Origin of the sequence: Buttiauxella sp. A111 (assembly GCF_014189855.1) — a bacterium.
Lineage (GTDB): Bacteria > Pseudomonadota > Gammaproteobacteria > Enterobacterales > Enterobacteriaceae > Buttiauxella > Buttiauxella selenatireducens.
The window spans coordinates 1,133,564-1,154,278 of the sequence record NZ_BJFN01000001.1 but is presented as its reverse complement, the minus strand read 5'-3'; the positions used below and the strand labels follow the sequence as shown (position 1 = coordinate 1,154,278).

Genomic DNA, 20,715 nt, shown 5'->3' with positions numbered 1-20,715 from the left:
ATGCTGACTTTACACATTATCCGCCGCGAGTTGCAGGGCGACGTGACGCTACTGACGCTTGCCCATGCTGACGGCATTGAGCTTCCTGCGTTTAGCGCGGGCGCGCATGTTGACCTTCATCTGTCGGCAGAACTGGTGCGCCCGTATTCGCTGTGTGGCGACCCGCAGGACAGGCATCACTACCAGTTGGGCATTCTGAAAGACAGCCGTTCTCAGGGCGGCTCGCTGGCGGCGCATGCGTTACGCGAAGGTGACGAAGTGCAAGTCAGTGCGCCGCGCAACTTATTTGCTCTGGACACTCGCGGCAACCACAGCTTGTTGATTGGCGGTGGGATTGGCATTACGCCGATGCTGGCGATGGCCGCAGAACTGCACGCAGCCGGGCGCTCATTTTCCCTGCATTACGCTTGCCGTTCACGCTCGGGAGCGGCGTTTGTCACGCAACTGGAAAATGCGCCGTACGCCGAACGCGTCCAGTTGCATTTTAGCGATGAACAACGGTTAAACCTCGCCTCGGTGCTCAGTGACGTTCCACCGAATACCCATGTCTACGTCTGCGGTCCGACCCGCCTGATGGAAGCGGTATCCAGCCTCGCGAAAAACCTGGATTACCCGCCGGATCAAATTCATCAGGAATGTTTTAGCGCCGACGTGCAGATCCAGGGCAACGCGTTTGAAGTGGTGGCAGCCGCCAGCGGAATTACCGTCCAGGTCGCTGAAAATCAAAGCATCGTCGAGGCGCTGGCACTGGCAGGACTGAAGGTGTGCGTCTCCTGTAAACAAGGGATTTGCGGCAGTTGCCTGACCGATGTACTGGAGGGGGAGCCGGATCATCGTGACAGCTATCTGACCGATGAAGAGAAAGCCGATGGCGATCAAATCCTGTTGTGCTGTTCCCGCGCGAAAGGCGCCCGTTTGATTATCGATTTGTAAGGAGTATCCCATGACACTGCAATCTGAATTTCGAAATGCGATGGCGCAACTGGGAAGCGCGGTCTCTGTTATCACCACCGATGGTCCTGCGGGAAAGTTCGGCTTTACGGCTTCCGCCGTGTGCAGCGTGACGGATCAGCCACCGACGTTGTTGGTCTGTATGAATCGCAACTCTTTCGCCAATGACCATTTCAAGCAAAACGGCACCTTATGCGTCAACGTCCTTTCCAGCGAGCATCAGGATTTGTCGGGTGTTTTCGCCAATGCCAACTTGCGTTCCGAGCAACGTTTTCTACATGACAACTGGCAGGTGATGTCCAGCGGAGCGCCGGTTCTGAGCTCATCGGTTGCCAGCTTCGATTGCGTTATTGATACCTGCCACGAAGTCGGCAGCCATACGGTGTTTTATTGCCAGGTGCAGGCCGTCCGCGTGAGCGAGCAGCCTCGCGGTCTGGTCTATTTTAACCGTCGTTACCACCGGATTGGCGACGATGTTGAAGTGTAGCCGCCCACGGTTTAGCGCATCTTTTATCCAGGAGGACACGCTTCATGAGTGATATCGCGAAAGAAAGTACGGCACCGCACGATGCTCAGCAAATGCGTAAGTTGGTTATCGCATCGGTGCTCGGTAATGCGCTGGAATGGTACGACTTTTTCCTCTATGGGACGGCCGCCGCACTGGTGTTTGGCCCGTTATTTTTCCCGGTCGGAGGCGATCCGCTACAGGGAACGTTGTTAGCGTTTTCAGGCTTTGCGGTCGGTTTTCTTGCTCGCCCGCTGGGCGGGATTGTGTTTGGGCATCTGGGCGATCGTTACAGCCGCAAGATGACGCTGGTCATGACGCTGTCATTAATGGGCGCGACGACCTTTGTGATTGGCCTGCTACCGGTTTACGCGCAGATTGGGATTTGGGCACCGATATCGTTAATCACCCTGCGTTTTTTACAGGGCGTGGCATCGGGCGGTGAGTGGGGTGGCGGCGTTTTGATGTTAAGTGAAAATGCCCCTGCCTCACGCCGTGGCTTCTACACCGCCTGGAGCCAGATGGGGGTTTCCGGTGGGTTTGTGTTATCTGCCTTTGCGTTTTATCTGGTGCAGAAATTACCGGAATCTTCATTTATGAGTTGGGGCTGGCGTGTGCCGTTCCTGCTGAGTCTGCTGATTTTTCTGGTCGGGGTGTATATCCGTAAAAATATCCGCGAAAGCCAGGTTTTCCAGCAGGCAAAACCGCAAGACAAACACGAAAAACTGCCTCTGCTGGTGATTATCAAAGAGCATCCGAAAGCGCTGCTACAGGCCATCGCACTGCGTTTGCCCGAGAATGGCGCGTCTTATATCTTTTTCACCTTTTCGGTGGTGTATGCCAAACACATTGGTATCAGCACCGGCGTCATCATCAGTGCGGTGACCCTCGCCATGGTGGTGGAGCTTTTCTCGATCCTGTTCTGGGGCGCGTTGTCCGATCGCATTGGCCTGAAACCCGTGTACTACATCGGTGTCATTGGCCTGTTGGTCATGGCTTTCCCGTTCTTCTGGCTGCTCTCGACCGGTGATTACGGCTGGATCATGGTTGCGATGATCCTGGGATTACCGGTGTGCCATGGGGCGATGATCGGCACGCAGCCATGCATCATGAGCGATCTTTTCCCGGTGCGAGTCCGTTATTCAGGCCTGGCGCTGGGACATGAAGTGGGCTCGATATTTTCAGGTGGATTAGGCCCGATGCTGGCGGTGGCGTTGCTGATTGAATTTGATGCTTACTGGCCGGTTTCATTACTGCTGATGGGCTACGCGCTGCTGGCGTTGATTGCGCTGTGGAGCTTGCCGTCACAAAAGTCCTCTTTAAGCCCGGCAGTGATGCCAGATATAGCCAACGGAGCCGTTAATGAATCTCGCAATTGAATCCATCTCTTGTTGGCTGGTGGATATTCCCACTATTCGCCCGCACAAACTGTCAATGACCACGATGGGGTGCCAGACACTGACCATCATCCGCATGACCTGTGCGCAGGGCGTTATCGGATGGGGGGAGGCGACCACTATTGGCGGTTTGAGCTACGGTTCGGAAAGCCCGGAGGCGATTAAATCAGCCATTGAATGCTATCTGGCCCCTCTATTGTGCGGAAAAACCTTTAACGGTGTTGCCGCACTGGCGGAAACCATGAACGCCAGCGTGAAGGGAAACACCTTTGCAAAATCGGCTCTGGAAACGGCATTTCTTGACGCGCAGGGGAAGGTGCTGGGATTACCAGTAAGTGCTTTGCTGGGCGGCGCGCTAAACGACCGTCTCCCGGTACTCTGGACACTGGCGAGTGGCGATACCGATAAAGATATAGAAGAGGGAAAACGGCTGCTTGAGCAAGGGCGACACAATACCTTCAAACTCAAAATCGGTGCGCGTGCGCTTGAAGTCGATATTCGCCATGCGCTAGCGATTAAATCCGCGTTGGGCAGTGATGTCAGTATCCGTGTTGATGTCAATCAGGCATGGGATTTGACCACGGCTATCAAAGGCATGACGCAGTTACAGGAAGGCGGTATCGACCTGGTCGAGCAGCCGACGCCGATGTGGGACAGGCAATCATTAATCACCCTGAGCCAGCGTTTTTCCGTACCGATCCTCGCAGATGAAGCCGTAGGAACTTGCCACGACGGTTATGCCCTTGCGAGTGGCGGATTTACCGGTGCTTTTGCGCTGAAAATTGCGAAAGCAGGAGGGCCGGCTCAGGCGCTGAAACTGGCGCATGTGGCGCAGGCGGCAGGAATTGGATTGTATGGCGGCACGATGCTGGAAGGAACGCTGGGTAGCGTCGCCTCATTACACGCCTGGTCGACAGTCAACATGCAGTGGGGAACCGAAATGTTCGGCCCTCTACTGCTCAAGGACGACATTGTGGTGAACCCGCTGGAATTCAGCCACGGGCAAGTCACATTACCGCAAGGGCCAGGGCTGGGAATTGAAATTGACGAAGATAAATTGTGTTTTTATGCCCGAAAATAAATAGCTGGAAGCCTATAACTTTATACCAAAAATAATTCGAGTTGCTTGACTAAAAAGACAAAAACGACCCCTACAGTGAGGAATAAATAATGACAGTTAATCCGGTAAAAACATCTGAATTAGAAAAGTTGCTTGCGGTGAGCAGTGGTCTGGTATCTGCTCAAGGGAATGAACGTTTTAAAGCGATTATGCACCAACTGCTGGACGATCTTTGCCAGACCATTAAGAAATTCGATATTACCGATGAAGAGTTCTGGCAGGCGGTCAATTATCTGAATGAATTAGGCGAGCGTAAAGAGGCTGCACTATTAGCGGCGGGTTTAGGCCTGGAGCATTATCTCGACATGCGTGCCGATGAAAAAGAGGCCGCCGCGGGTAACGAAGTCGGTACGCCTCGCACTATCGAAGGCCCGTTGTACGTGGCGAATGCGCCATTAAGCCAGAATTATGCGCGTATGGATGACGGCACTGAGCAAGCTGAAATCATGTGGTTACACGGCCAGGTGGCGGATTCCAACGGCAAGCCCGTCGCTGGTGCGATTGTTGATATCTGGCATGCGAACACGCTGGGGGGGTATTCGTTCTTTGACCAATCACAAAGCCAATATAACTTACGCCGCCGCATCCAGACTGATGCAGATGGCCGCTACGCGGTGCGCAGTATTGTGCCTTGTGGTTATGGCTGCCCGCCAGATGGCCCTACTCAAAAGCTGCTGACGGAGTTAGGCCGTCATGGTAATCGCCCGGCACATGTCCACTTCTTTGTTTCAGCACCGGGTTATAAGCATCTCACCACGCAAATTAACCTTAATGGTGATGCTTATTTATGGGATGACTTTGCCTTTGCCACCCGAGAAGAGCTGATTGCCGATCCGGTTAAAATAACCGATGCGCATATTGCGGAACAACGCAATATTCATCAGCCTCATACCGAAGTGAAGTTTAATTTCACGCTGGTGGCGGCGAGCGATAATAATGAAGAGACAAAAATTAAACGACTGCGTGTAATGGAGTAAGCATACTCATTAACCGTCAATCTACTCTATCGGGGTAACGTTATCGCGTTGCCTCGATTTTTTTACTGTAAAAATAATAAAAAAAGAACCCGATATTTATCGGGGTATAGCCGAAATAAGCAAGCTATACCTCGGTAGACATAGGGTAAATTTGCTTACCACATCAAATCATCAGGCACGATGAAATCGGCGTACGGATCTTCTTCGTCCAGCGCTTCTTTACTCAGTTCGGCACTTAATACAATACTGCTCGCATCACGCTGGGCAATTTTATTGGCTACGCTTGCGGGAATAATCGCATATTCGCCATCCGGGTTTTTATCAGAAACCAGGCGCGCAATGGCGAGACGACCATTGATCAGCTGTGTTTGAGTCGCTTTATCGACATAGATCTTTTTAATTAAATTATTGTCTGTGAAGTTATAACCAATATCGCCTTTAGAAATAACAATCCTGTTCATTTCAATAAGCTGCTTAACCTGTGCTTTATATTCTTTCGATAAGGCGGCTTGCTTTTGCTGCTCGCTGAGTTGCTTATCACGTTCGATTTGCGCTTTTTTATTTTCTTCAACCGCTTCTCTTGCCTCACGAGCCTGTACTCGCGATTTTTTTGCGGTTCTTTGGACTTTCGCGATTTTTTTGCTGCTGACTAATCCAGCTTTGAGCATCTGCTCTTGTAACGTTAGTTTTGTCATGTTCGTGTCTAAAAACCAATGAAATAGTATGTGGGATTATACCTTTAATTTTCGAGGCTGTGCCACGTTGTAGGTTTGGGGCACGCAGCATCCTGATGACACTGTTTTTGCAGTACTAAATAATTTCACGAGTAAAAATCACCCGAATGCATGATTTTATGTGATTCACATCACATTTACGATGCCGTGTTCCTTGTGAACACATCGTGACACAACCAGATAAGGTGGTCAGAAATGAAATACTATTTTGCTGCTTTGTTGTTATCTGCTATTGCCGCACCTTGTTATTCACAACCTGTGAAGGCCGAGAGTAAAGAGGATATCCTTAACAATACCAGCACCACTCAGTATCAGTTTCAGCACGCGCAGGTCAGCGGACCGGGCGTACTGGAGCTCAATACCGAGTGTTACAGCTTGCCTGTTACGGAGCATCAGCCAGGGGTAAATTGCTTCCCTGATTATTAAACTCGGTTTTTCCCCCAGTCATCTCCTGGCTGGGGTTTGGTTATTTCAATCATTTACTACGCTTAAATCCCGCCAGCAAAACCTTACCTAACTGCGCAAAAAGCGTGGTGCCTGCAAATCCTCGACCAGTTCATTCACTAACTCAAACAACATTCCGATTAATGCACGGTTCACATCTGGGGTATGGGCGCGGCTTAACAGCGTTTGAGTCAGCGCGTGGCAGTACTGGCGTTGTATTTCTGAATCGCGATTCACCTGTATTTTCACTTCTTTTTCTACGGTCAGGCGTTCTACCAGATACGCGGGCAGCGGTTGTTCAAAAGTCGTTTTCATCACTTCCAGGCAGTGTGCGATTCGTCCACAAAACACCTGTTGTTCGGTTTCTGTCTGGCATTCGATGAGTTCGTCGGCAAGGGATTCGCAGACGTCGAGGAGCTGGAATAAGTCCATACTGGCGGTAATCGGGGAAAGCAGGGCGCTGCTATATTGAGGCTGTGAAATCGTTTGAGCTGACATCATGTTAGTGATCTCCGATGTGTGATTAATCACACCACCACCAGAGTTTCCACGCTGCTGGGGCGGTGACGCTAATGAGGGTGGAAATACCGGACACAACGGAAACCGGCCAACTCGAAAGTTGCCTCACCAGCGACACCATTGATAAGGATAAAGGTGTGATGGTGTTGCGACAATAGAAAAGTCTATCGTCGCCGTTGTTATCTCCGGGTTTCCACTCCCGGCACCAGATTTTGCTGGTGCGCAGTAAGAATACGCTCGCGGGTTTGCAGGTGACAAGTTGAATTACAGCGCTTTCAGCGTTGCATTTTTGAACTGCGAGAGTGTTCGCAAAAGGTGAATTAAGAGTGGATGACAAGGGTTGATGCGACCGGGTGTCAGGCCATCATCGGTCAAACGGATTTTGCTGGTTGGCGTGCTGTGAATTCCAGCGCCAGGCCAATGAGCGTCATATTTTGTACCGAAGGCTCCCCGGACGCTGCAATAAGCATCCCCTGGAATTTCAGTTTCTTAAACGGCCCGTTAATGATGAGCCTGGCGCGCAGAGCTGGCATAGATAAAGAGCTGATGGGGTAAATAATCCGGCCTTTGATGGCGATCGGTATTTTCCGCAGATCAATGCGTTGCAGGACGCCAACGGTGGTGTAGAGCACCGCAACCGGCGTGACGGAGATTAATGGCTGAGCTGACACACTGACAAAATCCAGCAACAGTTCAGGTCGCAGGTAGTGCAGGCCAGCATGAGGCACTGTAACGCCTGGGATTTCCGGCATGGGGAACGTATCCGGGAAGGGCAAATCAGTCATGGATTTATCATCCGTTATGCCTTGTTCATCTGATAAGGGTAGACGACATTGATAACGATGCGCAGTCCCCACGACGATATTACCCATGCGTCGGTTTAGCTGGTCGTTAAGCCATGAAAATTCTGAATTATCAGCTACGAGCCGCGAATGATTCGATATTCATCGCACTGATGGAACGGAAGGGTCGAGCCCATTGCACAATAGTGGTAGTTTTATGATCAAACCTAGCTCGCTCATTATCAGGGAACATGATGACGCTATATCAGATAAAACCTGCTTTTCAGGCAATTTTACGCCCACTGATGTTTTGGCTACACAAACACGGTGTCACCGCTAATCACGTTACCCTGGCCGCTATGGTGCTCTCCTTTATCACCGGCGCGGTGCTGATTATTTTCCCTTATCCGAAGTTATTCGTTCTCCTGCCTGTCGTCTTGTTTATTCGGATGGCCCTCAATGCCCTGGACGGCATGTTGGCACGCGAATGTCACCAACAATCTCGCCTGGGAGCTATCCTCAATGAGTTGGGCGATGTGCTCTCCGACATTGCGCTTTATCTGCCTTTTATGCTGCTCCCCGAAAGCAACATGTTGCTGGTGCTGGTCATGTTGTTCTGTGCGGTGATGACAGAATTTTGTGGCGTACTGGCACAAACGATTAACGGTCTGCGCAGTTATGCCGGGCCGCTGGGGAAAAGTGACAGGGCGTTGGTGTTTGGCGCGTGGGGGCTGGTGCTGGCTATCTGGCCGCAGTGGGTGCAATGGAATAACATCGTGTGGGGCATTGCCACCGTGTTGCTATTGTGGACGTTGGTGAACCGTTGTCTGAGTGCACTGCGTGAAGAGGCGGCGAAATGATGTTGTTGGAAAAATCCCTGGCGGTCATTTTTGCACTTCTGCTGGTGGCATCGGTGGTGAATGGTCTGCTGGTATGGCTACGCCCCGGTAAAGACTGGCGCGAGCTGACGCTGCGCATCCGCACATGGTGGGTCATCATTGTGCTGTTTTCCCTGGCGATGTTAAGCCCGAACTGGCTGGCGCTGACCTTCTTCGCGCTGGTCAGCTTTATGGCGCTAAAAGAGTTTCTTACGCTGGTGCCTTCCCGCCATTCCGCCCGTATGCCTCTGTTGTGGATGTTTATTGCCATTCCGCTTAACTACTGGCTGATTGGTATCGGTTGGTACGGCATGTTTGTGGTGTTTATCCCGGTTTATGTCTTTTTATTTTTACCGGCGCGGATGGTGATAACTGGCGATACTCAGGGGTTCTTACGCACCGCGTCCCAGCTCCACTGGAGCCTGATGACGACGGTGTTTGCCTTCAGCCATGTCGCCTTTTTGCTCGTGCTGCCCGCGGATGGCCAACAGACTGGCGCTTTGCTGGTTCTGTTTTTGGTCGGCCTGACGGAGTTCAACGATATCGCGCAATACCTGTGGGGGAAATCGCTGGGGCGCATCAAAGTGACGCCGAAGGTCAGCCCTAACAAAACCCTTGCCGGGCTGGTGGGCGGGGTTGCGACAACGGCTCTGCTGGCCACGTTGCTGGGGCCAGTGCTCACGCCACTCAGTTGGCCGATGGCGCTGTTGGCGGGGTTGATTATCGGGATCACCGGATTTTGCGGTGATGTCGTGATGTCCGCCATCAAACGGGATATCGGCGTCAAAGACAGCGGCACGCTGTTGCCAGGTCACGGCGGCATTCTCGACAGGCTGGATTCGCTTATCTTTACCGCTCCCGTCTTTTTCCACTTCATTCGCTACTTCTGCTATTAACTTATGATGATACGAATTCTTCGCACGCTCTTTACGTTGTGCATCGTCTGGCCGGTGATCTGGCTCTGGCTGGGTCTGCGCGTCAGGCATCGTGAGCGGCTGCCGAAAAGCGGCCCGGCGATTGTGGTGGCGAATCACAACAGTCATATGGATGTTTTTGCACTTCTCTCGCTCTTTCCCTTACGCCAGCAGGCGAAGATTCATCCGGTCGCTGCTGCCGACTATTTTCTGCGTGATAAACGCATGGCGTGGTTTGCGCTCAACATTCTCAACATTATTCCCATCTCGCGTGAGGGCGGAGATACCAACCCGTTGGCGCAGTGTGAACAGGCGTTACGTGATGGCAAGACGTTGATCCTCTTTCCTGAAGGAACGCGTGGCGAGCCGGGAGAACTGTCACCGTTGAAATCCGGGCTGTGGCATTTGAGTCAAAGCCTGCCGGAAGTCCCGATTATTCCGGTTTGGTTGCGCGGGACAGAGCAGGTGATGGCGAAAGGTAACCGTATTCCTCTGCCATTATTTATTGATGTCAGTATTGGTGACGCGTTGAGTTTTCATCCCGAGAAAAAAGTGTTTATGGACGAACTGAAGCAGCGCTTGTTGACTCTTCAGCAACAAACAACAGGAAATCACCCTCATGAGTAATATCCGGACGCCGGACGAGCGGCAGTTTTTGACCAGCGATCGCGCTGAGTTATTTTATCGCCACTGGCCTGCCGTATCGCCAGGTGCAACACCGAAGGTGATTGTCCTGTTTCATCGCGGGCATGAACATTCCGGGCGTCTGCAACACATAGTCGATGAGCTGTCGATGCCGGATACCGCGTTTTATGCCTGGGATGCTCGTGGTCATGGCCGCTCACCCGGTCAGCGCGGCTACAGCCCGTCGCTGGCCCGTTCGGTGCTGGATGTTGAAGAGTTCGTCCGCTTCGCGGCAGCGGATAGCCAGGCGTCAATGGAAGATGTGGTCGTGATTGCGCAAAGCGTCGGCGCAGTTATGGCAGCGACCTGGGCACATGATTACGCGCCACCGATTCGCGGGCTGGTGCTGGCATCTCCCGCGTTTAAGGTCAAATTGTATGTGCCGTTTGCCCGTTCGGGGCTGGCACTGATGCACCGTCTGCGCGGTCTCTTTTTCGTTAACTCCTATGTCAAAGGAAAGTACCTGACGCACGATGCGGAACGCGTCGCGAGCTTCAATCAGGACTCACTCATCACCCGGCCTATTGCGGTGAATATACTGCTCGATCTCTACAAAACAGCGGAGCGGATTGTCAGTGACGCCAGCGCAATTACCTTGCCCACGCAGTTGCTGGTCTCCGGTGAAGATTACGTTGTGCACCGTCAGCCACAGATTGATTTTTACCAGCGGTTGCGCAATCCACTGAAAGAGCTGCACGTGTTGCCGGGCTTCTATCACGATACGTTGGGGGAAAAAGAGAGACATCTGGCATTCGACAAGATCCGCGGGTTTATTGACACGCTTTATGCCATGCCGCCACAGCGTTTTGACTACAGTCATGAAGACCGTTGGAGCCCTGGTGCTGATACCTGGCGAATGTTAAGCGGGGGGCCTGAACCTTACTCGTTTGAGGATATTGCGTATCGTGGTTTGCGTTTTGGTATGAAGACGTTGGGCGCGCAGTCGACGGGGGTACGTCTGGGATTTGATACTGGGTTTGATTCCGGTAGTACGCTGGATTATGTCTATCTTAATCAGCCTCAGGGCAGCAGCAAGCTGGGGCGTTTGATTGACAAAAACTACCTCAATAGCGTGGGGTGGAAGGGGATCCGCCAGCGAAAAATCCATCTGCAAATGCTGATTCAGCAGGCGGTTTCGCAGCTGATAGAGCAGGGCAAAGAGGTGCGCGTTGTTGATGTCGCCGCCGGGCACGGGCGCTACGTGCTCGACGCACTGGAAGGTAAAGAGGCGGTGAGCCATATTTTGCTGCGCGACTACAGCGAGTTAAACGTAGCGAAAGGACAAGAGATGATTGCCTCTCGCGGAATGGCAGAGTATGCACGTTTTGAACGCGGTGACGCTTTCAACCGTGAAGAACTGGCATCACTCGAGCCTCGTCCAACGCTGGGGATTGTTTCTGGTCTGTACGAACTGTTCCCGGAAAATACGCTGGTGCGTAACTCGCTTGCCGGGCTGGCTGACGCGATAGAGCCTGGCGGTATTCTGATCTACACCGGGCAACCCTGGCACCCGCAGTTAAAAACTATCGCCTGGTCACTCACTAGTCATAAAGATGGCAAAGGGTGGGTGATGCGCGTTCGTACTCAGGGAGAAATGGATGCGCTGGTGCGGGAGGCGGGGTTTGATAAATGCAACCAGTTGATTGATGAATGGGGCATTTTCACCGTTTCCATGGCGGTGCGCCGCAAATCATGACGAACCGACGTTCCCTTTATTTGCAGGGTTTGGGTTGGTTAATCCTGCTCGCTCCCTTTTTCTTTTTAACCTATGGGCAGGTTAATCACTTTACAGCCGGACGCGAAAACATTGGCAGCCTGGTGTTTAGTTGGGAGCGGTACATTCCGTTTGTGCCGCTGACTATCCTCCCGTACTGGAGCCTGGATTTGCTGTACGGTCTGTCGCTGTTTATCTGCACATCGCTAAACGAACAGCGGCGGCTGGTCTGCCGGCTTATCCTGGCGTCAATCGTCGCCTGCGCCGGTTTTTTGCTATTTCCCATGCAGTTTACCTTTACCAGACCAGAGGTAACCGGCCTGGCTGGCTGGTTATTTGGGCAGCTTGAACAATTTGACCTGCCGTACAACCAGTCGCCTTCGTTACATATTATTCTGTGTTGGCTGCTGTGGCGGCATTTCAATCGCCATCTGAAGGGAGCCTGGCAGAAGCTAAATAGCGGCTGGTTCTTGCTGATTGCCGCTTCTGTTCTGACGACCTGGCAGCATCACTTTATTGATGTGATAACCGGTCTGGGCGTCGGTATGGTGATCGACTGGTTGATCCCGGAACAGGGAAAATGGGGCTGGCGAGTGGCTGATGGGAAACGCAAAACGTTGGCGGTTCGCTATCTGTGCGGTGCGTTAGTCTGCCTGGCTGGAACCTTTCTGACCACCTGGCTGTGGTGGCCAACACTGGCACTGACGATTGTGGCACTTGCCTACGGTATTCTTGGTGCGCAAGCCCTTCAAAAAGATGGAAAAGGGCGACTGACGCCAGCGGTGTGGTGGTTACTGCTCCCCTGGCGTATCGGGATGATGCTCTCTATGCGGCTTTATACTCGTCATCTCCCGGCGATGAGCCCCGTGATTGATGGCGTGTTTTTAGGTGTGTACCCGCGCACGCCACCCGAACAGCGTGCAGTGTTGGATCTGACCAGTGAGTTTCCCCGCTCCCGCGTGCTTCAGGGCGTAACTTATCAATGCGTGCCAATGCTGGACCTGGTGAAACCTGACGAAGCGGCACTGGCACAGGCGGTAGAGAAACTGGAGCGCTTACGCACGACGCAGGGGAGTGTACTTATTCATTGTGCGTTGGGGCTTTCACGCAGTGCGCTGGTTGCAGCCGCCTGGTTGTTACAGCGTTATCCGAAACTGGCTTGCGCAGATGCCGTTAAGCAAGTGCGTAAAGCGCGTCCGCAGGTCGTTTTCACCTCAGAACAGTTGGAGTTGCTGGAAAAATGGAAGACAACAATAACGATGCCGTAAATACAGGCGCGCTACAGTCGCTCCTGGTGCAACAAACGCTGGATAGCTGGCGTTTCTTTCTGTTGTTTTCCGTTCCACCAATGGTATGGGCTTTCTTTAAAGCACCATCGGACCTGACTCGCGTCGTTATCGTGTTGTTGTGCGGCATAGTCTGGTTTGGTTGCTGGCGTCTTTGGCTGGATACGCGATATTTTCGCGTGTTAAACGAAGAAAATAACCTTCAAGCGGGAGAGGCGTTGAGCTTTATCTGGCAGCGCGAAAAGTTGAAAACGTTCTCCCTTGCCGAGCGCCAGCAGGGCGCATTGAAACAGTGTCGACGCACAATGTGGGTCACTGCTGCGCTATGGGTCGTCTGGCTAATGGCGTTGATATGATGTTTTATTGAGCATAAGCTTCGGCGGGGAATCGGCCAGCATGATACTCAAAGAGAGCACTTTTTTCAGAAGCTGAAAAATACGGCTTCACGGTAATCGACTATAAAGGGATAAGTCATGGTGTTAAAAAAACGAAATTTGATTGCATTGGGATTAATATCCACAATGATTTCTGACATTTCATTCGCTGCATCAAATGAAGAACAACTCGATGAGACAAAAATCAACAATATTATCCAGGGGTTTTTAGTTGATTTAAATAATGTTCCGAGTAATGCCTGTATTACTCTTCCTGGTTTTGGCCATAAACTACCGGCATATGTCAAAACATCTGTTCTTCAAACCGCCGGAGGAGAGATGAGAAAAGATATTGACTCTCTGATAAAAAATAAATTAATGACCGTCAAAATTAATGCGAAAAAAGGTTCGTTGTATCCTGAAGATCCTGATTATATAAAAGGAGAAGAATTCCCACTGAGTTATATTGAGCTAACGCCAGAGGGTGAAAAATTTCTCCGCCATGATAAGAGTAAACCGATTATCTCTAAATCAGGCAACAAAATTGTTTTCCTGACAAATAGTTTCTGCGCATATGTTTTATACGGCGGCATGGAAAAATTCACAAAACCCACGAAAAATCCATTTGATAACAATCCTCATAAAGTTTCGTGGGTGAATTTTTTATGGAAACCCGATTTGAGCAAAACCCCGTGGCTTGCCGATAAAGTGCTTATGGATGCACTCCCGTATTACCCTGAAGATTATCCAAAGCATAATAGCAAAAAGGAAAACTGGGCCAGGATAGGTATGATGCTTGAACAAAGTGATGACGGTGTATGGGGAGCAGGAGAGAAACCTTACACGCTCAGGTGGTAATTTATCTGGCCTGTCTATATCCACGGAGTGCGTTATATCCGTTAGGATGCAGTGACAGGCCACTGTAAAACCAACAGGTTATCAGCGCGACAGAATCTTGTTCCGGGAGATATCATGATTAAGGTTGTTGTTTTGACATTTTCGACCATTGGTTTATTTATCTCGTTGCTCTTATTACTTTCTTTATTGGCTAAACCACTTTATTTTTTATATGCCCAAAATATACTGGGATCATTCTACACGGGTGATGAAGTGTTCCATGAGATCATTAAAGTCATTGGATATATCATGGCGCCCATAAGTTTAGTTATATCCGTTTCTGCGAACTATTTTTTCGCTAAAAAGCTATGACCACATGACGGGGTTGCCATCCCTTATCCGGAAAAATCTGGCCTCGTATGCTATGCAGGCTGAGTAACGGCGATTAACGTGATGTAAGAGATAAAAAAGCGGCCATTCAGTTTTGAAGGCCGCTTTTTTTGTGCATGCCGATCGCTACTTGCTGGGTGTTGCTGGCGTTGCAACTGGAGTCTGCGTGGCAAGCGGGAGCCCATCACACGGACCTTTGCTTCTCTCTACGCTGCCGTCTTTAGCGTAGCGCCGCCAGCAGTATTTATCGGCACCGGTGAAGATACTTTCGTCGAGAAGACGGCCATTGGAGTAGGATTTTTCATAGCCCCCGGTCTGGCTGGGCGAGCGGATCAGTACGGCAAAGGTGCGTCCTTTTTCGGTACGGGTATCCGGGCTTTCCTGTTTGGTTATCGAGACGGTGCGATAACTCCACATATAGCGATAGTTGTAAAAGACGTTACTTCCCGCATAACGCTGCTCTGATGCGAGCGCGCCGTCTTCGCCATAGCCGATCTCATTGATGTCCCAATTACTGTCTTTCCACGTGATGCGCTTCAGACGTCCGTTGGGATGAAAATAAAATTGTGAACCACAACTGGCACCAGCATTGCTCCACAGATAGGGCCTACCCGCATAGGTTTCATCAGGTTTCTGACAGGCTTGCTCGATGGCGCGCAGGCTGTCGGTGCTACTATCAAAACCGTAACTCACGCCGGTGACCCGGTTGTCCCATTGGGGCAACACTTGAATTAAGCGGTTGTCGTCCTGTTGGGTGCCGGTTGAATACAGAGTTCTTACCCCTTGCTCTTTGCCGTTGACATACGGCGTGACGCTGTTCAATTGGCCGCTTTTAGTGAAACCGTAGGCGTTGCCGACTTTGGTTTCGCCGGTTTGGAAATACAGGCGGGTGAGGCGACCATTTTCGGCGTATTCACGCTGTTCCCCGGATAAGAGACTGAATGCTCGCGGCTTTCCAGCGGGAGTACAGCGTTCACGATCTTGTGGATCACAATCAGCTTTCGGATTTTTCGGCGCGATCTGCTTCCAGTTTTTCAACTGCGACAACGGGCCGGTTTTGACTTTGCCGTCATAGAAGAAAAACTGCTCGCCGTTTGGCTGGTCCTGCACGTAGCGCGTTATTTCGGCTAATTGCCCGGACGGGTAGAAACGCCGCTCTTCGCCTTCCAGCAGGCCTTGCTGGTAAGTGCTTTGGCGGATCAGGACATTGTCAGCGTTATAACTTTTTTGTACGCCGTGCAGCACACCATCCAGATATTCCGATTCCTCGCGTTTGTCACCATGAGTCTCTACCCAGTGGCCCGCTTTCTTATCGTCACGGTATTCGCCTTTGTAGAGCAAACTCAGCGGGTTGGGCTGGGTTGTGGTGCTGGCTGTCTGCTCATAGCGCTCGGTCGGGCCATTGAGCTGACCATTGCGGTAGTTTTCCCGCGCCAGCACGACCGGGGGTTGGCTGTCTGTGGACAGCAGCCATAAACCTTCTTTGTGATTATCTTTATATTGCCCACGCCAGTAACTGTCGCTGGCGTTGTCCCATTCGCTCCAGGCACCTTGACGTTGGTCGTCAACATACTCGCCGCTTTTTAGTGCAATACCATTTTCGGTATCGATAAATTCCCAATGTCCTTGTTTTTTCCCCTGGACATAGTTGCTGCGGATTTGTGGGCTGGCATGGCAGTTATTGACATTGAATTGCAGGAAAGGGCCGTCATAGTCGGGTTTGGGGGACGCCTGGTGGCTGGCTAATGACGCTTCCAGGTTGCTTTCAAAAATGACCGGCGTTTTATCGGCGCGCATATAGCCCACTTTCCATGTACCAAAAGTCAATTCTTCAGTTTGGCACAGGCCGATGCGGGCCAGGATTTGGGTCAGGACATAGGTCAGGACCTGGCCATCGGCAGTGGTCACCGATCGCGTCAGTGCTGGATAGCGAGTGATCGCAAATGAAGCTGAAGCCGCACTCTTGGCGGGGTAGCCTTGTTCATCGGCATAACCAACCGGCTGTGCTGGGCTGGCCAGTTGACCGCGCAGCAGCGCCTGGATTTCTGGTGGGCTATCGGCAGGTAAGTCGTAAGAGATGCGATAGTCTTGCGGTTGCAAGACGCGTAAAGCTTTGCGACTGGATGCCACGGTAAAAGGCTTGAGTGTGGGCGCAATGGTATCCAGCTTTGCCTGCATGGCGGCGAGCGGGTAATAACTCGATTCCGAGGCGGCATAAGCACGCAAATGCTGGCCGTGTTTATCTTCATACATCACCACCACTTCATTGCGATCGCCGCCATCGAGATCCTGGAAAAAGACCGCGATGACGCGGGCATCAGTAAAACTATCGATAACGTCATGGTAGGTCTGGCTGTCATCCTGGTAATCGGGGCGGCTGAACAGGGCGTAGGTCGTGTCGCCCTGTTGATAAAAGCCCAGCACAGAACGCTCTTCGCTATCTGGCAGCGGCAACGGACCATGTACCGCTTTGCTTTGCAGCAAAGCTTCGCCAGAGGGGGCTGCGGGTGCGGATGAAGCGCCATCTGCCACAGCCTCAATCGAACTAGTTTCTTGCGTTGCCAGTGCTGACCAGGGCAGTACGTTGCTTAACAGCCCACCTAATAGCAATATCGAACCACGCCGGAAGCGGCGGGATAATCGGTTACCAGTCATACTTTTCCCTGCTTTGAAAAAACGTCTGCGCGAAGTACGTTGATTGGACGGCATATTACTGAGCCTGCGGCGGTAACAGCGTAATGGTGCTGTTGATAGTGCTGATAGCAATCTTTGCATCAGAACTGCCGCGTTGCAGAGTCAGAGCTTTGTCGGGTAAAGGCAGATGGCCAGGCTTGGCTTGCTCGGAAGTCAGCTGGTTGACGATGTTGCCACCTGCGCCCCCATTCACCTGTACGCTACCGGCAAAGTCCGGTGCGACTTGCACGGACAGCGCGGCACTGACGGTCTGAATTTCACCTTGCTGTACGCTGGCCGGGAGCAGGATCGTCGCCTGGCCCGATTGCAGATTGTCGCTAAAGCGCGTGGCTTGGGTGGCCTGGATTTTTTGCGTGCCGTCAATCTGCTCGATGCTGATGTCTTTGGCCTGGCTATTGGCGGCCAACTGGCCGCGGATAACCTGATAAAACACAGTGCCCTGACTGGCGGTATCATTTAGTACCCCGACGGCCTGTTGCAGGCGCAAGGTGCCGCTGAGATTGCTGGTATGCAAGCTGCCTAGCTGATTGTAGAGATGGATAATGCCCTGCAAATCATTGGCGGTCATCTTGCCTGTCAAGGTACTGGCTGACAGGGTGCCGGAGAAGTGCTGGAGGTCCAGATCCACTTGTTTACCCCGGATATTCAGCACGTCCTGATAATGCCTGGGCACGGCCAGAGTGGCTTGTACGCCGCTGACCTGCATCAGATCCAGCGACGGTGGTGCCGGTAAAATTACGCGCTGGTGTTTGCCATCGGCTTGTACTCGCACCTCGCGGATCGGTGCTGGCAGCTCAGCCAGTTGGCGCGCTTGATCATTTTCCGGGCGCGTCAGCTCCAGTGCGTTGATCGTCAGGGTGACGGTCGGTTTATCGTCGTCACGTCCAATCACGCTCAGGCGGCCTTTTTCCAGCTCGACACTCAGTTGTGTGCCCGCTGGCCAGTTAATCTCCTGGCTTGTAGGAAGCGCGGGGGCGGGCGATTCTGCGCTCCACGCTGGCGTGCAGTTCATGGCCAGGGTGATGCCGAGCCATGCGGTGAGAACGGGATGGGACAAACGAAGCAGGAAAGGCGAACGGCGTGACCGATGGCCGACGAAAGATGGCAACATCATGATTATCCTTAACTGATACTGCGGCACTCACCTTCCTTTACAACAGAACGCTTCAACAGTGCTGTCTCTGTGAATGCCTAATATTTAATTATACAAATTATCAATTTCATCCTGAAGAACAATGAGCCGATAACGTGATGATTAACCGCAAAAAGAATCCCATTTTATCGTCATGCAGTCATTTTCCCCCGCGTACAGGGCAGGCAGAATCATTTTACTTTGGTCATCCCCAGGGCAAAATGGGTCTGGTGAGCAGGGTATTTGAAATTTAAGCTCTTTCAACGACACAGAAAGTGTTTTTGGCGTTACTACCAATAAGGGAATATAAGTATGCTTAGCTTTAATCGAGTATTTACATTCGTGACGTTATTGACATTACCTGTGTCGGTGATGGCAATTGATTGTTCAAAAGCGACATTGAAAGATGACACCGCAATATGTGCCAGCCCGTATTTGATGCAGCTTGATGCTGTTTTGAATAAAAGCTATGCCTTAGCTCGAAAGCACTCAGATAAAGAACTATTAAAAAATCAGCAGCTAAGCTGGTTAAAAGAGCGCCAGCTGTGTAGTGATGATCTTTCCTGTCTCGGCAATAGCTATATATCGCGGATCAGCAAATTGGCATCAGTGGATAATATTTCAGTGATCCATACCGCATCGAAGCAATGGGATTTTGTACTTTCAGTTTCCGGCTGTGATCAGGACAATTCATATCCAACCTGCGAAGGGCCTGGAATGTTAGATATTTTTACCAAAGATACCGGAAAGCTTGTGCAGCATTTGCAGCCTCAAAATATCTTTATTGAGCTCGATAGCAAAGGGAAAGCCACGGCAAATTTGGTTGAGATGTATGGCGACAATAACAGTGGCCTGGTTGTTGATGACATTAACTTTGATGGCTTCGATGACATCGCCCTGCGAACGGGCAATGAAGGGGCTTACGGTGGCCCTTCGTATGAAGTGTTACTTTACAAACCGAAGTCCAAAAATTTTGTTAAGAATGATGCGCTAACTCAGCTCGGTAGCGAAAATCTGGGGCTGTTTGATATTGATCCTCAGTCTCGAACCCTGACAACATCAACCAAAAGCGGGTGTTGCTGGCATCAATCTAAAGTATGGAAAATTAACAATGATCAGCCTGTACTCATTGAGGAAATCACTGAAGCCGCAGGAAGCGGTAATAATCAAAATACGATGATGATCACAACGCGCAAATTGGTCAATGGCCAATGGAAAACAACGGAAAAGAAAGCTGAAACATCAGAATAAATAAGATGGGGTGAGCGGGTACAGCCAACGCATAAGCAGCTTGAAGTATGACGGGTATATATTAATTTACAGGTGATTTCATGGGTTATATTTCAGAAAAATTTCAACGTGCGTATCAACGAGAATACGAAAAAGAAGCTGAGAAAAATGCCTTGATATGGATGAGTACGAAGGACTATTTAGCTGAATGCCTGGATATTCATGAACATCACCACAATGAGTGTTCACTTCAGGAGCAAGTGAACTCATGGCTTTTTATGCTTAGAATGAAGCGTGTACCGGATATCCTGGGATACAAGACAGCTATATTGTCAAACAATATGGAAGTACTCCATTCAGTTTTGCTTCAGTCTGCCATGATTAAGCATGTGACGCTGGGTGTGGATTCAGGATGCGATCACTGCATTAATATATGGGTAACTCTGGATATTCTTGCTGCAGGTATGTTTACCCGTGTTCCACTTCTTTTGCCTGAAAAGCTTGGCATGAGTGACAATGGCCATCCTGTCATAATAACGATAACTAATTTAGTCATGGCGTTATGGTACAAACGCAGTGACTTTGAAGTTGATGCCAGGAAAAAAGCGGAAGCGCTACTTGTGACTAAACAAGCCCCTGGCGATCTCTTGATCATCCGTTATCTCATCGCACTCCTTGATGGCAATGTTGCAGAAGCAGGGATTCAACTCGATTTATATTGTAAAAATGTACCGCGGGTGAGGGAGTACGGGGTTACTAAGCTCAATAAAATGTTCTGGCCACATGCGCATGGGTTATACAACCTTGCTGTTGCTGTTTGGGGCAGCGAAAAAGCCAGCGCTATTCCAAAACCAGAGTCAGATTGTTTCTTTAATGACCTGTCGGAATGGCAAATTAAACATAATTATCGCCATGGGCAGCTATTTTTTGAATACCCGATGCCAATAGATATTATTAATACCATTATCTCTGCCACTCCTCCGGAATGTACTTTACATCAACCCTACCTGGATACAGATAAAAAATATAAAGAAAAGAGATATCTGCATGCAGAATATTTTGAACAACAGATGACAAAGATAGTTTTGGAGGCGCTGATCCTACCCGCGAATAGTGGACACGCAACAAGTGATGGAGGCGGTTAGATTAATCA

At 50.8% G+C, this 20,715-nt stretch carries 20 protein-coding genes; 15 read left to right on the top strand and 5 right to left on the bottom strand.

What is annotated here, in order from left to right:
• The 5 genes from BSPA111_RS05220 (at position 1) to catA (ending at position 4,950) form a co-directional block, all read left to right on the top strand.
• Positions 1-933: a PDR/VanB family oxidoreductase gene (locus BSPA111_RS05220; protein WP_183270099.1), complete on the top strand. Its 933-nt coding sequence runs from the start codon at positions 1-3 to the stop codon at positions 931-933.
• 10 nt (positions 934-943) lie between these two features.
• On the top strand, positions 944-1,438 hold the full coding sequence (locus tag BSPA111_RS05215; protein ID WP_183270098.1) for a flavin reductase: 495 nt from the start codon (positions 944-946) through the stop codon (positions 1,436-1,438).
• A 44-nt stretch (positions 1,439-1,482) separates the two neighbouring features.
• Complete coding sequence (locus tag BSPA111_RS05210; RefSeq protein WP_373925616.1) at positions 1,483-2,835, top strand: MFS transporter; 1,353 nt, start codon at positions 1,483-1,485, stop codon at positions 2,833-2,835.
• Positions 2,819-3,934 (top strand): muconate/chloromuconate family cycloisomerase, encoded by a 1,116-nt coding sequence (locus BSPA111_RS05205; protein ID WP_183270097.1) that lies wholly within the window; start codon positions 2,819-2,821, stop codon positions 3,932-3,934. The genes BSPA111_RS05210 and BSPA111_RS05205 overlap by 17 nt, the downstream gene beginning before the upstream one ends.
• An 89-nt stretch (positions 3,935-4,023) precedes the next feature.
• Positions 4,024-4,950 carry a catechol 1,2-dioxygenase gene (gene catA / locus BSPA111_RS05200; RefSeq protein WP_183270096.1) on the top strand — a complete coding sequence of 309 codons (927 nt, stop codon included), beginning with the start codon at positions 4,024-4,026 and terminating at the stop codon, positions 4,948-4,950.
• Positions 4,951-5,105: 155 nt separating this feature from the next.
• On the opposite strand, the gene BSPA111_RS05195 is transcribed toward catA, so the two are convergent.
• Positions 5,106-5,645, bottom strand: coding sequence for a DUF2058 domain-containing protein (locus tag BSPA111_RS05195; protein WP_183270095.1), 540 nt, complete (start codon positions 5,643-5,645; stop codon positions 5,106-5,108).
• Between the two features lie 219 nt (positions 5,646-5,864).
• Between BSPA111_RS05195 and BSPA111_RS05190 the strand changes: the two genes are divergently transcribed.
• Positions 5,865-6,110: a hypothetical protein gene (locus BSPA111_RS05190; RefSeq protein WP_255459242.1), complete on the top strand. Its 246-nt coding sequence runs from the start codon at positions 5,865-5,867 to the stop codon at positions 6,108-6,110.
• Positions 6,111-6,197: 87 nt separating this feature from the next.
• On the opposite strand, the gene BSPA111_RS05185 is transcribed toward BSPA111_RS05190, so the two are convergent.
• Together BSPA111_RS05185 and BSPA111_RS05180 are read right to left on the bottom strand one after the other, a co-directional pair.
• A complete protein-coding gene (locus BSPA111_RS05185; RefSeq protein WP_183270093.1) occupies positions 6,198-6,629 on the bottom strand; it encodes a hypothetical protein in 432 nt (143 codons plus the stop codon).
• 389 nt (positions 6,630-7,018) lie between these two features.
• A complete protein-coding gene (locus BSPA111_RS05180; protein WP_183270092.1) occupies positions 7,019-7,432 on the bottom strand; it encodes a dTDP-glucose pyrophosphorylase in 414 nt (137 codons plus the stop codon).
• Between the two features lie 251 nt (positions 7,433-7,683).
• Here BSPA111_RS05180 and BSPA111_RS05175 point away from each other — a divergent pair, with 251 nt between their 5' ends.
• From BSPA111_RS05175 to BSPA111_RS05145, 7 genes are all read left to right on the top strand, one after another.
• A complete protein-coding gene (locus BSPA111_RS05175; protein WP_183270296.1) occupies positions 7,684-8,289 on the top strand; it encodes a CDP-alcohol phosphatidyltransferase family protein in 606 nt (201 codons plus the stop codon).
• Positions 8,286-9,203 carry a phosphatidate cytidylyltransferase gene (locus BSPA111_RS05170; RefSeq protein ID WP_183270091.1) on the top strand — a complete coding sequence of 306 codons (918 nt, stop codon included), beginning with the start codon at positions 8,286-8,288 and terminating at the stop codon, positions 9,201-9,203. The genes BSPA111_RS05175 and BSPA111_RS05170 overlap by 4 nt, the downstream gene beginning before the upstream one ends.
• Before the next feature lie 6 nt (positions 9,204-9,209).
• Entirely contained in the window at positions 9,210-9,848 is a 639-nt protein-coding gene (locus BSPA111_RS05165) for a lysophospholipid acyltransferase family protein (RefSeq protein ID WP_373925625.1), read from the top strand.
• Positions 9,841-11,601, top strand: a complete 1,761-nt coding sequence (locus BSPA111_RS05160; protein WP_183270089.1) for a bifunctional alpha/beta hydrolase/class I SAM-dependent methyltransferase — start codon at positions 9,841-9,843, stop codon at positions 11,599-11,601. The genes BSPA111_RS05165 and BSPA111_RS05160 overlap by 8 nt, the downstream gene beginning before the upstream one ends.
• Entirely contained in the window at positions 11,598-12,887 is a 1,290-nt protein-coding gene (locus BSPA111_RS05155) for a phosphatase PAP2/dual specificity phosphatase family protein (protein WP_183270088.1), read from the top strand. The genes BSPA111_RS05160 and BSPA111_RS05155 overlap by 4 nt, the downstream gene beginning before the upstream one ends.
• Positions 12,860-13,261 (top strand): hypothetical protein, encoded by a 402-nt coding sequence (locus tag BSPA111_RS05150; RefSeq protein WP_183270087.1) that lies wholly within the window; start codon positions 12,860-12,862, stop codon positions 13,259-13,261. The genes BSPA111_RS05155 and BSPA111_RS05150 overlap by 28 nt, the downstream gene beginning before the upstream one ends.
• A gap of 117 nt (positions 13,262-13,378) precedes the next feature.
• Positions 13,379-14,137, top strand: coding sequence for a hypothetical protein (locus BSPA111_RS05145; RefSeq protein ID WP_183270086.1), 759 nt, complete (start codon positions 13,379-13,381; stop codon positions 14,135-14,137).
• A 495-nt stretch (positions 14,138-14,632) separates the two neighbouring features.
• Here the strand turns inward: BSPA111_RS05145 and BSPA111_RS05140 are convergent, their stop codons facing one another.
• Both BSPA111_RS05140 and BSPA111_RS05135 read right to left on the bottom strand, forming a co-directional pair.
• Entirely contained in the window at positions 14,633-17,161 is a 2,529-nt protein-coding gene (locus BSPA111_RS05140; RefSeq protein WP_183270085.1) for a toxin-antitoxin system YwqK family antitoxin, read from the bottom strand.
• Between the two features lie 55 nt (positions 17,162-17,216).
• Positions 17,217-18,314 (bottom strand): hypothetical protein, encoded by a 1,098-nt coding sequence (locus BSPA111_RS05135; protein ID WP_183270084.1) that lies wholly within the window; start codon positions 18,312-18,314, stop codon positions 17,217-17,219.
• A 330-nt stretch (positions 18,315-18,644) separates the two neighbouring features.
• On the opposite strand from BSPA111_RS05135, the gene BSPA111_RS05130 reads away from it, so the two are divergent.
• Positions 18,645-19,583 (top strand): lysozyme inhibitor LprI family protein, encoded by a 939-nt coding sequence (locus BSPA111_RS05130; protein ID WP_183270083.1) that lies wholly within the window; start codon positions 18,645-18,647, stop codon positions 19,581-19,583.
• Positions 19,584-19,663: 80 nt separating this feature from the next.
• On the top strand, positions 19,664-20,707 hold the full coding sequence (locus BSPA111_RS05125; protein ID WP_183270082.1) for a hypothetical protein: 1,044 nt from the start codon (positions 19,664-19,666) through the stop codon (positions 20,705-20,707).
• The last annotated feature ends 8 nt before the right edge of the window (positions 20,708-20,715 follow it).

Coding starts and splice junctions, on each gene's coding strand:
- BSPA111_RS05220 (WP_183270099.1), top strand. CDS start 1: ATGCTGACTTTACACATTATCCGCCGCGAGTTGCAGGGCGACGTGACG.
- BSPA111_RS05215 (WP_183270098.1), top strand. CDS start 944: ATGACACTGCAATCTGAATTTCGAAATGCGATGGCGCAACTGGGAAGC.
- BSPA111_RS05210 (WP_373925616.1), top strand. CDS start 1,483: ATGAGTGATATCGCGAAAGAAAGTACGGCACCGCACGATGCTCAGCAA.
- BSPA111_RS05205 (WP_183270097.1), top strand. CDS start 2,819: ATGAATCTCGCAATTGAATCCATCTCTTGTTGGCTGGTGGATATTCCC.
- catA (WP_183270096.1), top strand. CDS start 4,024: ATGACAGTTAATCCGGTAAAAACATCTGAATTAGAAAAGTTGCTTGCG.
- BSPA111_RS05195 (WP_183270095.1), bottom strand. CDS start 5,645: ATGACAAAACTAACGTTACAAGAGCAGATGCTCAAAGCTGGATTAGTC.
- BSPA111_RS05185 (WP_183270093.1), bottom strand. CDS start 6,629: ATGATGTCAGCTCAAACGATTTCACAGCCTCAATATAGCAGCGCCCTG.
- BSPA111_RS05180 (WP_183270092.1), bottom strand. CDS start 7,432: ATGACTGATTTGCCCTTCCCGGATACGTTCCCCATGCCGGAAATCCCA.
- BSPA111_RS05175 (WP_183270296.1), top strand. CDS start 7,684: ATGACGCTATATCAGATAAAACCTGCTTTTCAGGCAATTTTACGCCCA.
- BSPA111_RS05170 (WP_183270091.1), top strand. CDS start 8,286: ATGATGTTGTTGGAAAAATCCCTGGCGGTCATTTTTGCACTTCTGCTG.
- BSPA111_RS05165 (WP_373925625.1), top strand. CDS start 9,210: ATGATACGAATTCTTCGCACGCTCTTTACGTTGTGCATCGTCTGGCCG.
- BSPA111_RS05160 (WP_183270089.1), top strand. CDS start 9,841: ATGAGTAATATCCGGACGCCGGACGAGCGGCAGTTTTTGACCAGCGAT.
- BSPA111_RS05155 (WP_183270088.1), top strand. CDS start 11,598: ATGACGAACCGACGTTCCCTTTATTTGCAGGGTTTGGGTTGGTTAATC.
- BSPA111_RS05150 (WP_183270087.1), top strand. CDS start 12,860: ATGGAAGACAACAATAACGATGCCGTAAATACAGGCGCGCTACAGTCG.
- BSPA111_RS05145 (WP_183270086.1), top strand. CDS start 13,379: ATGGTGTTAAAAAAACGAAATTTGATTGCATTGGGATTAATATCCACA.
- BSPA111_RS05140 (WP_183270085.1), bottom strand. CDS start 17,161: ATGACTGGTAACCGATTATCCCGCCGCTTCCGGCGTGGTTCGATATTG.
- BSPA111_RS05135 (WP_183270084.1), bottom strand. CDS start 18,314: ATGATGTTGCCATCTTTCGTCGGCCATCGGTCACGCCGTTCGCCTTTC.
- BSPA111_RS05130 (WP_183270083.1), top strand. CDS start 18,645: ATGCTTAGCTTTAATCGAGTATTTACATTCGTGACGTTATTGACATTA.
- BSPA111_RS05125 (WP_183270082.1), top strand. CDS start 19,664: ATGGGTTATATTTCAGAAAAATTTCAACGTGCGTATCAACGAGAATAC.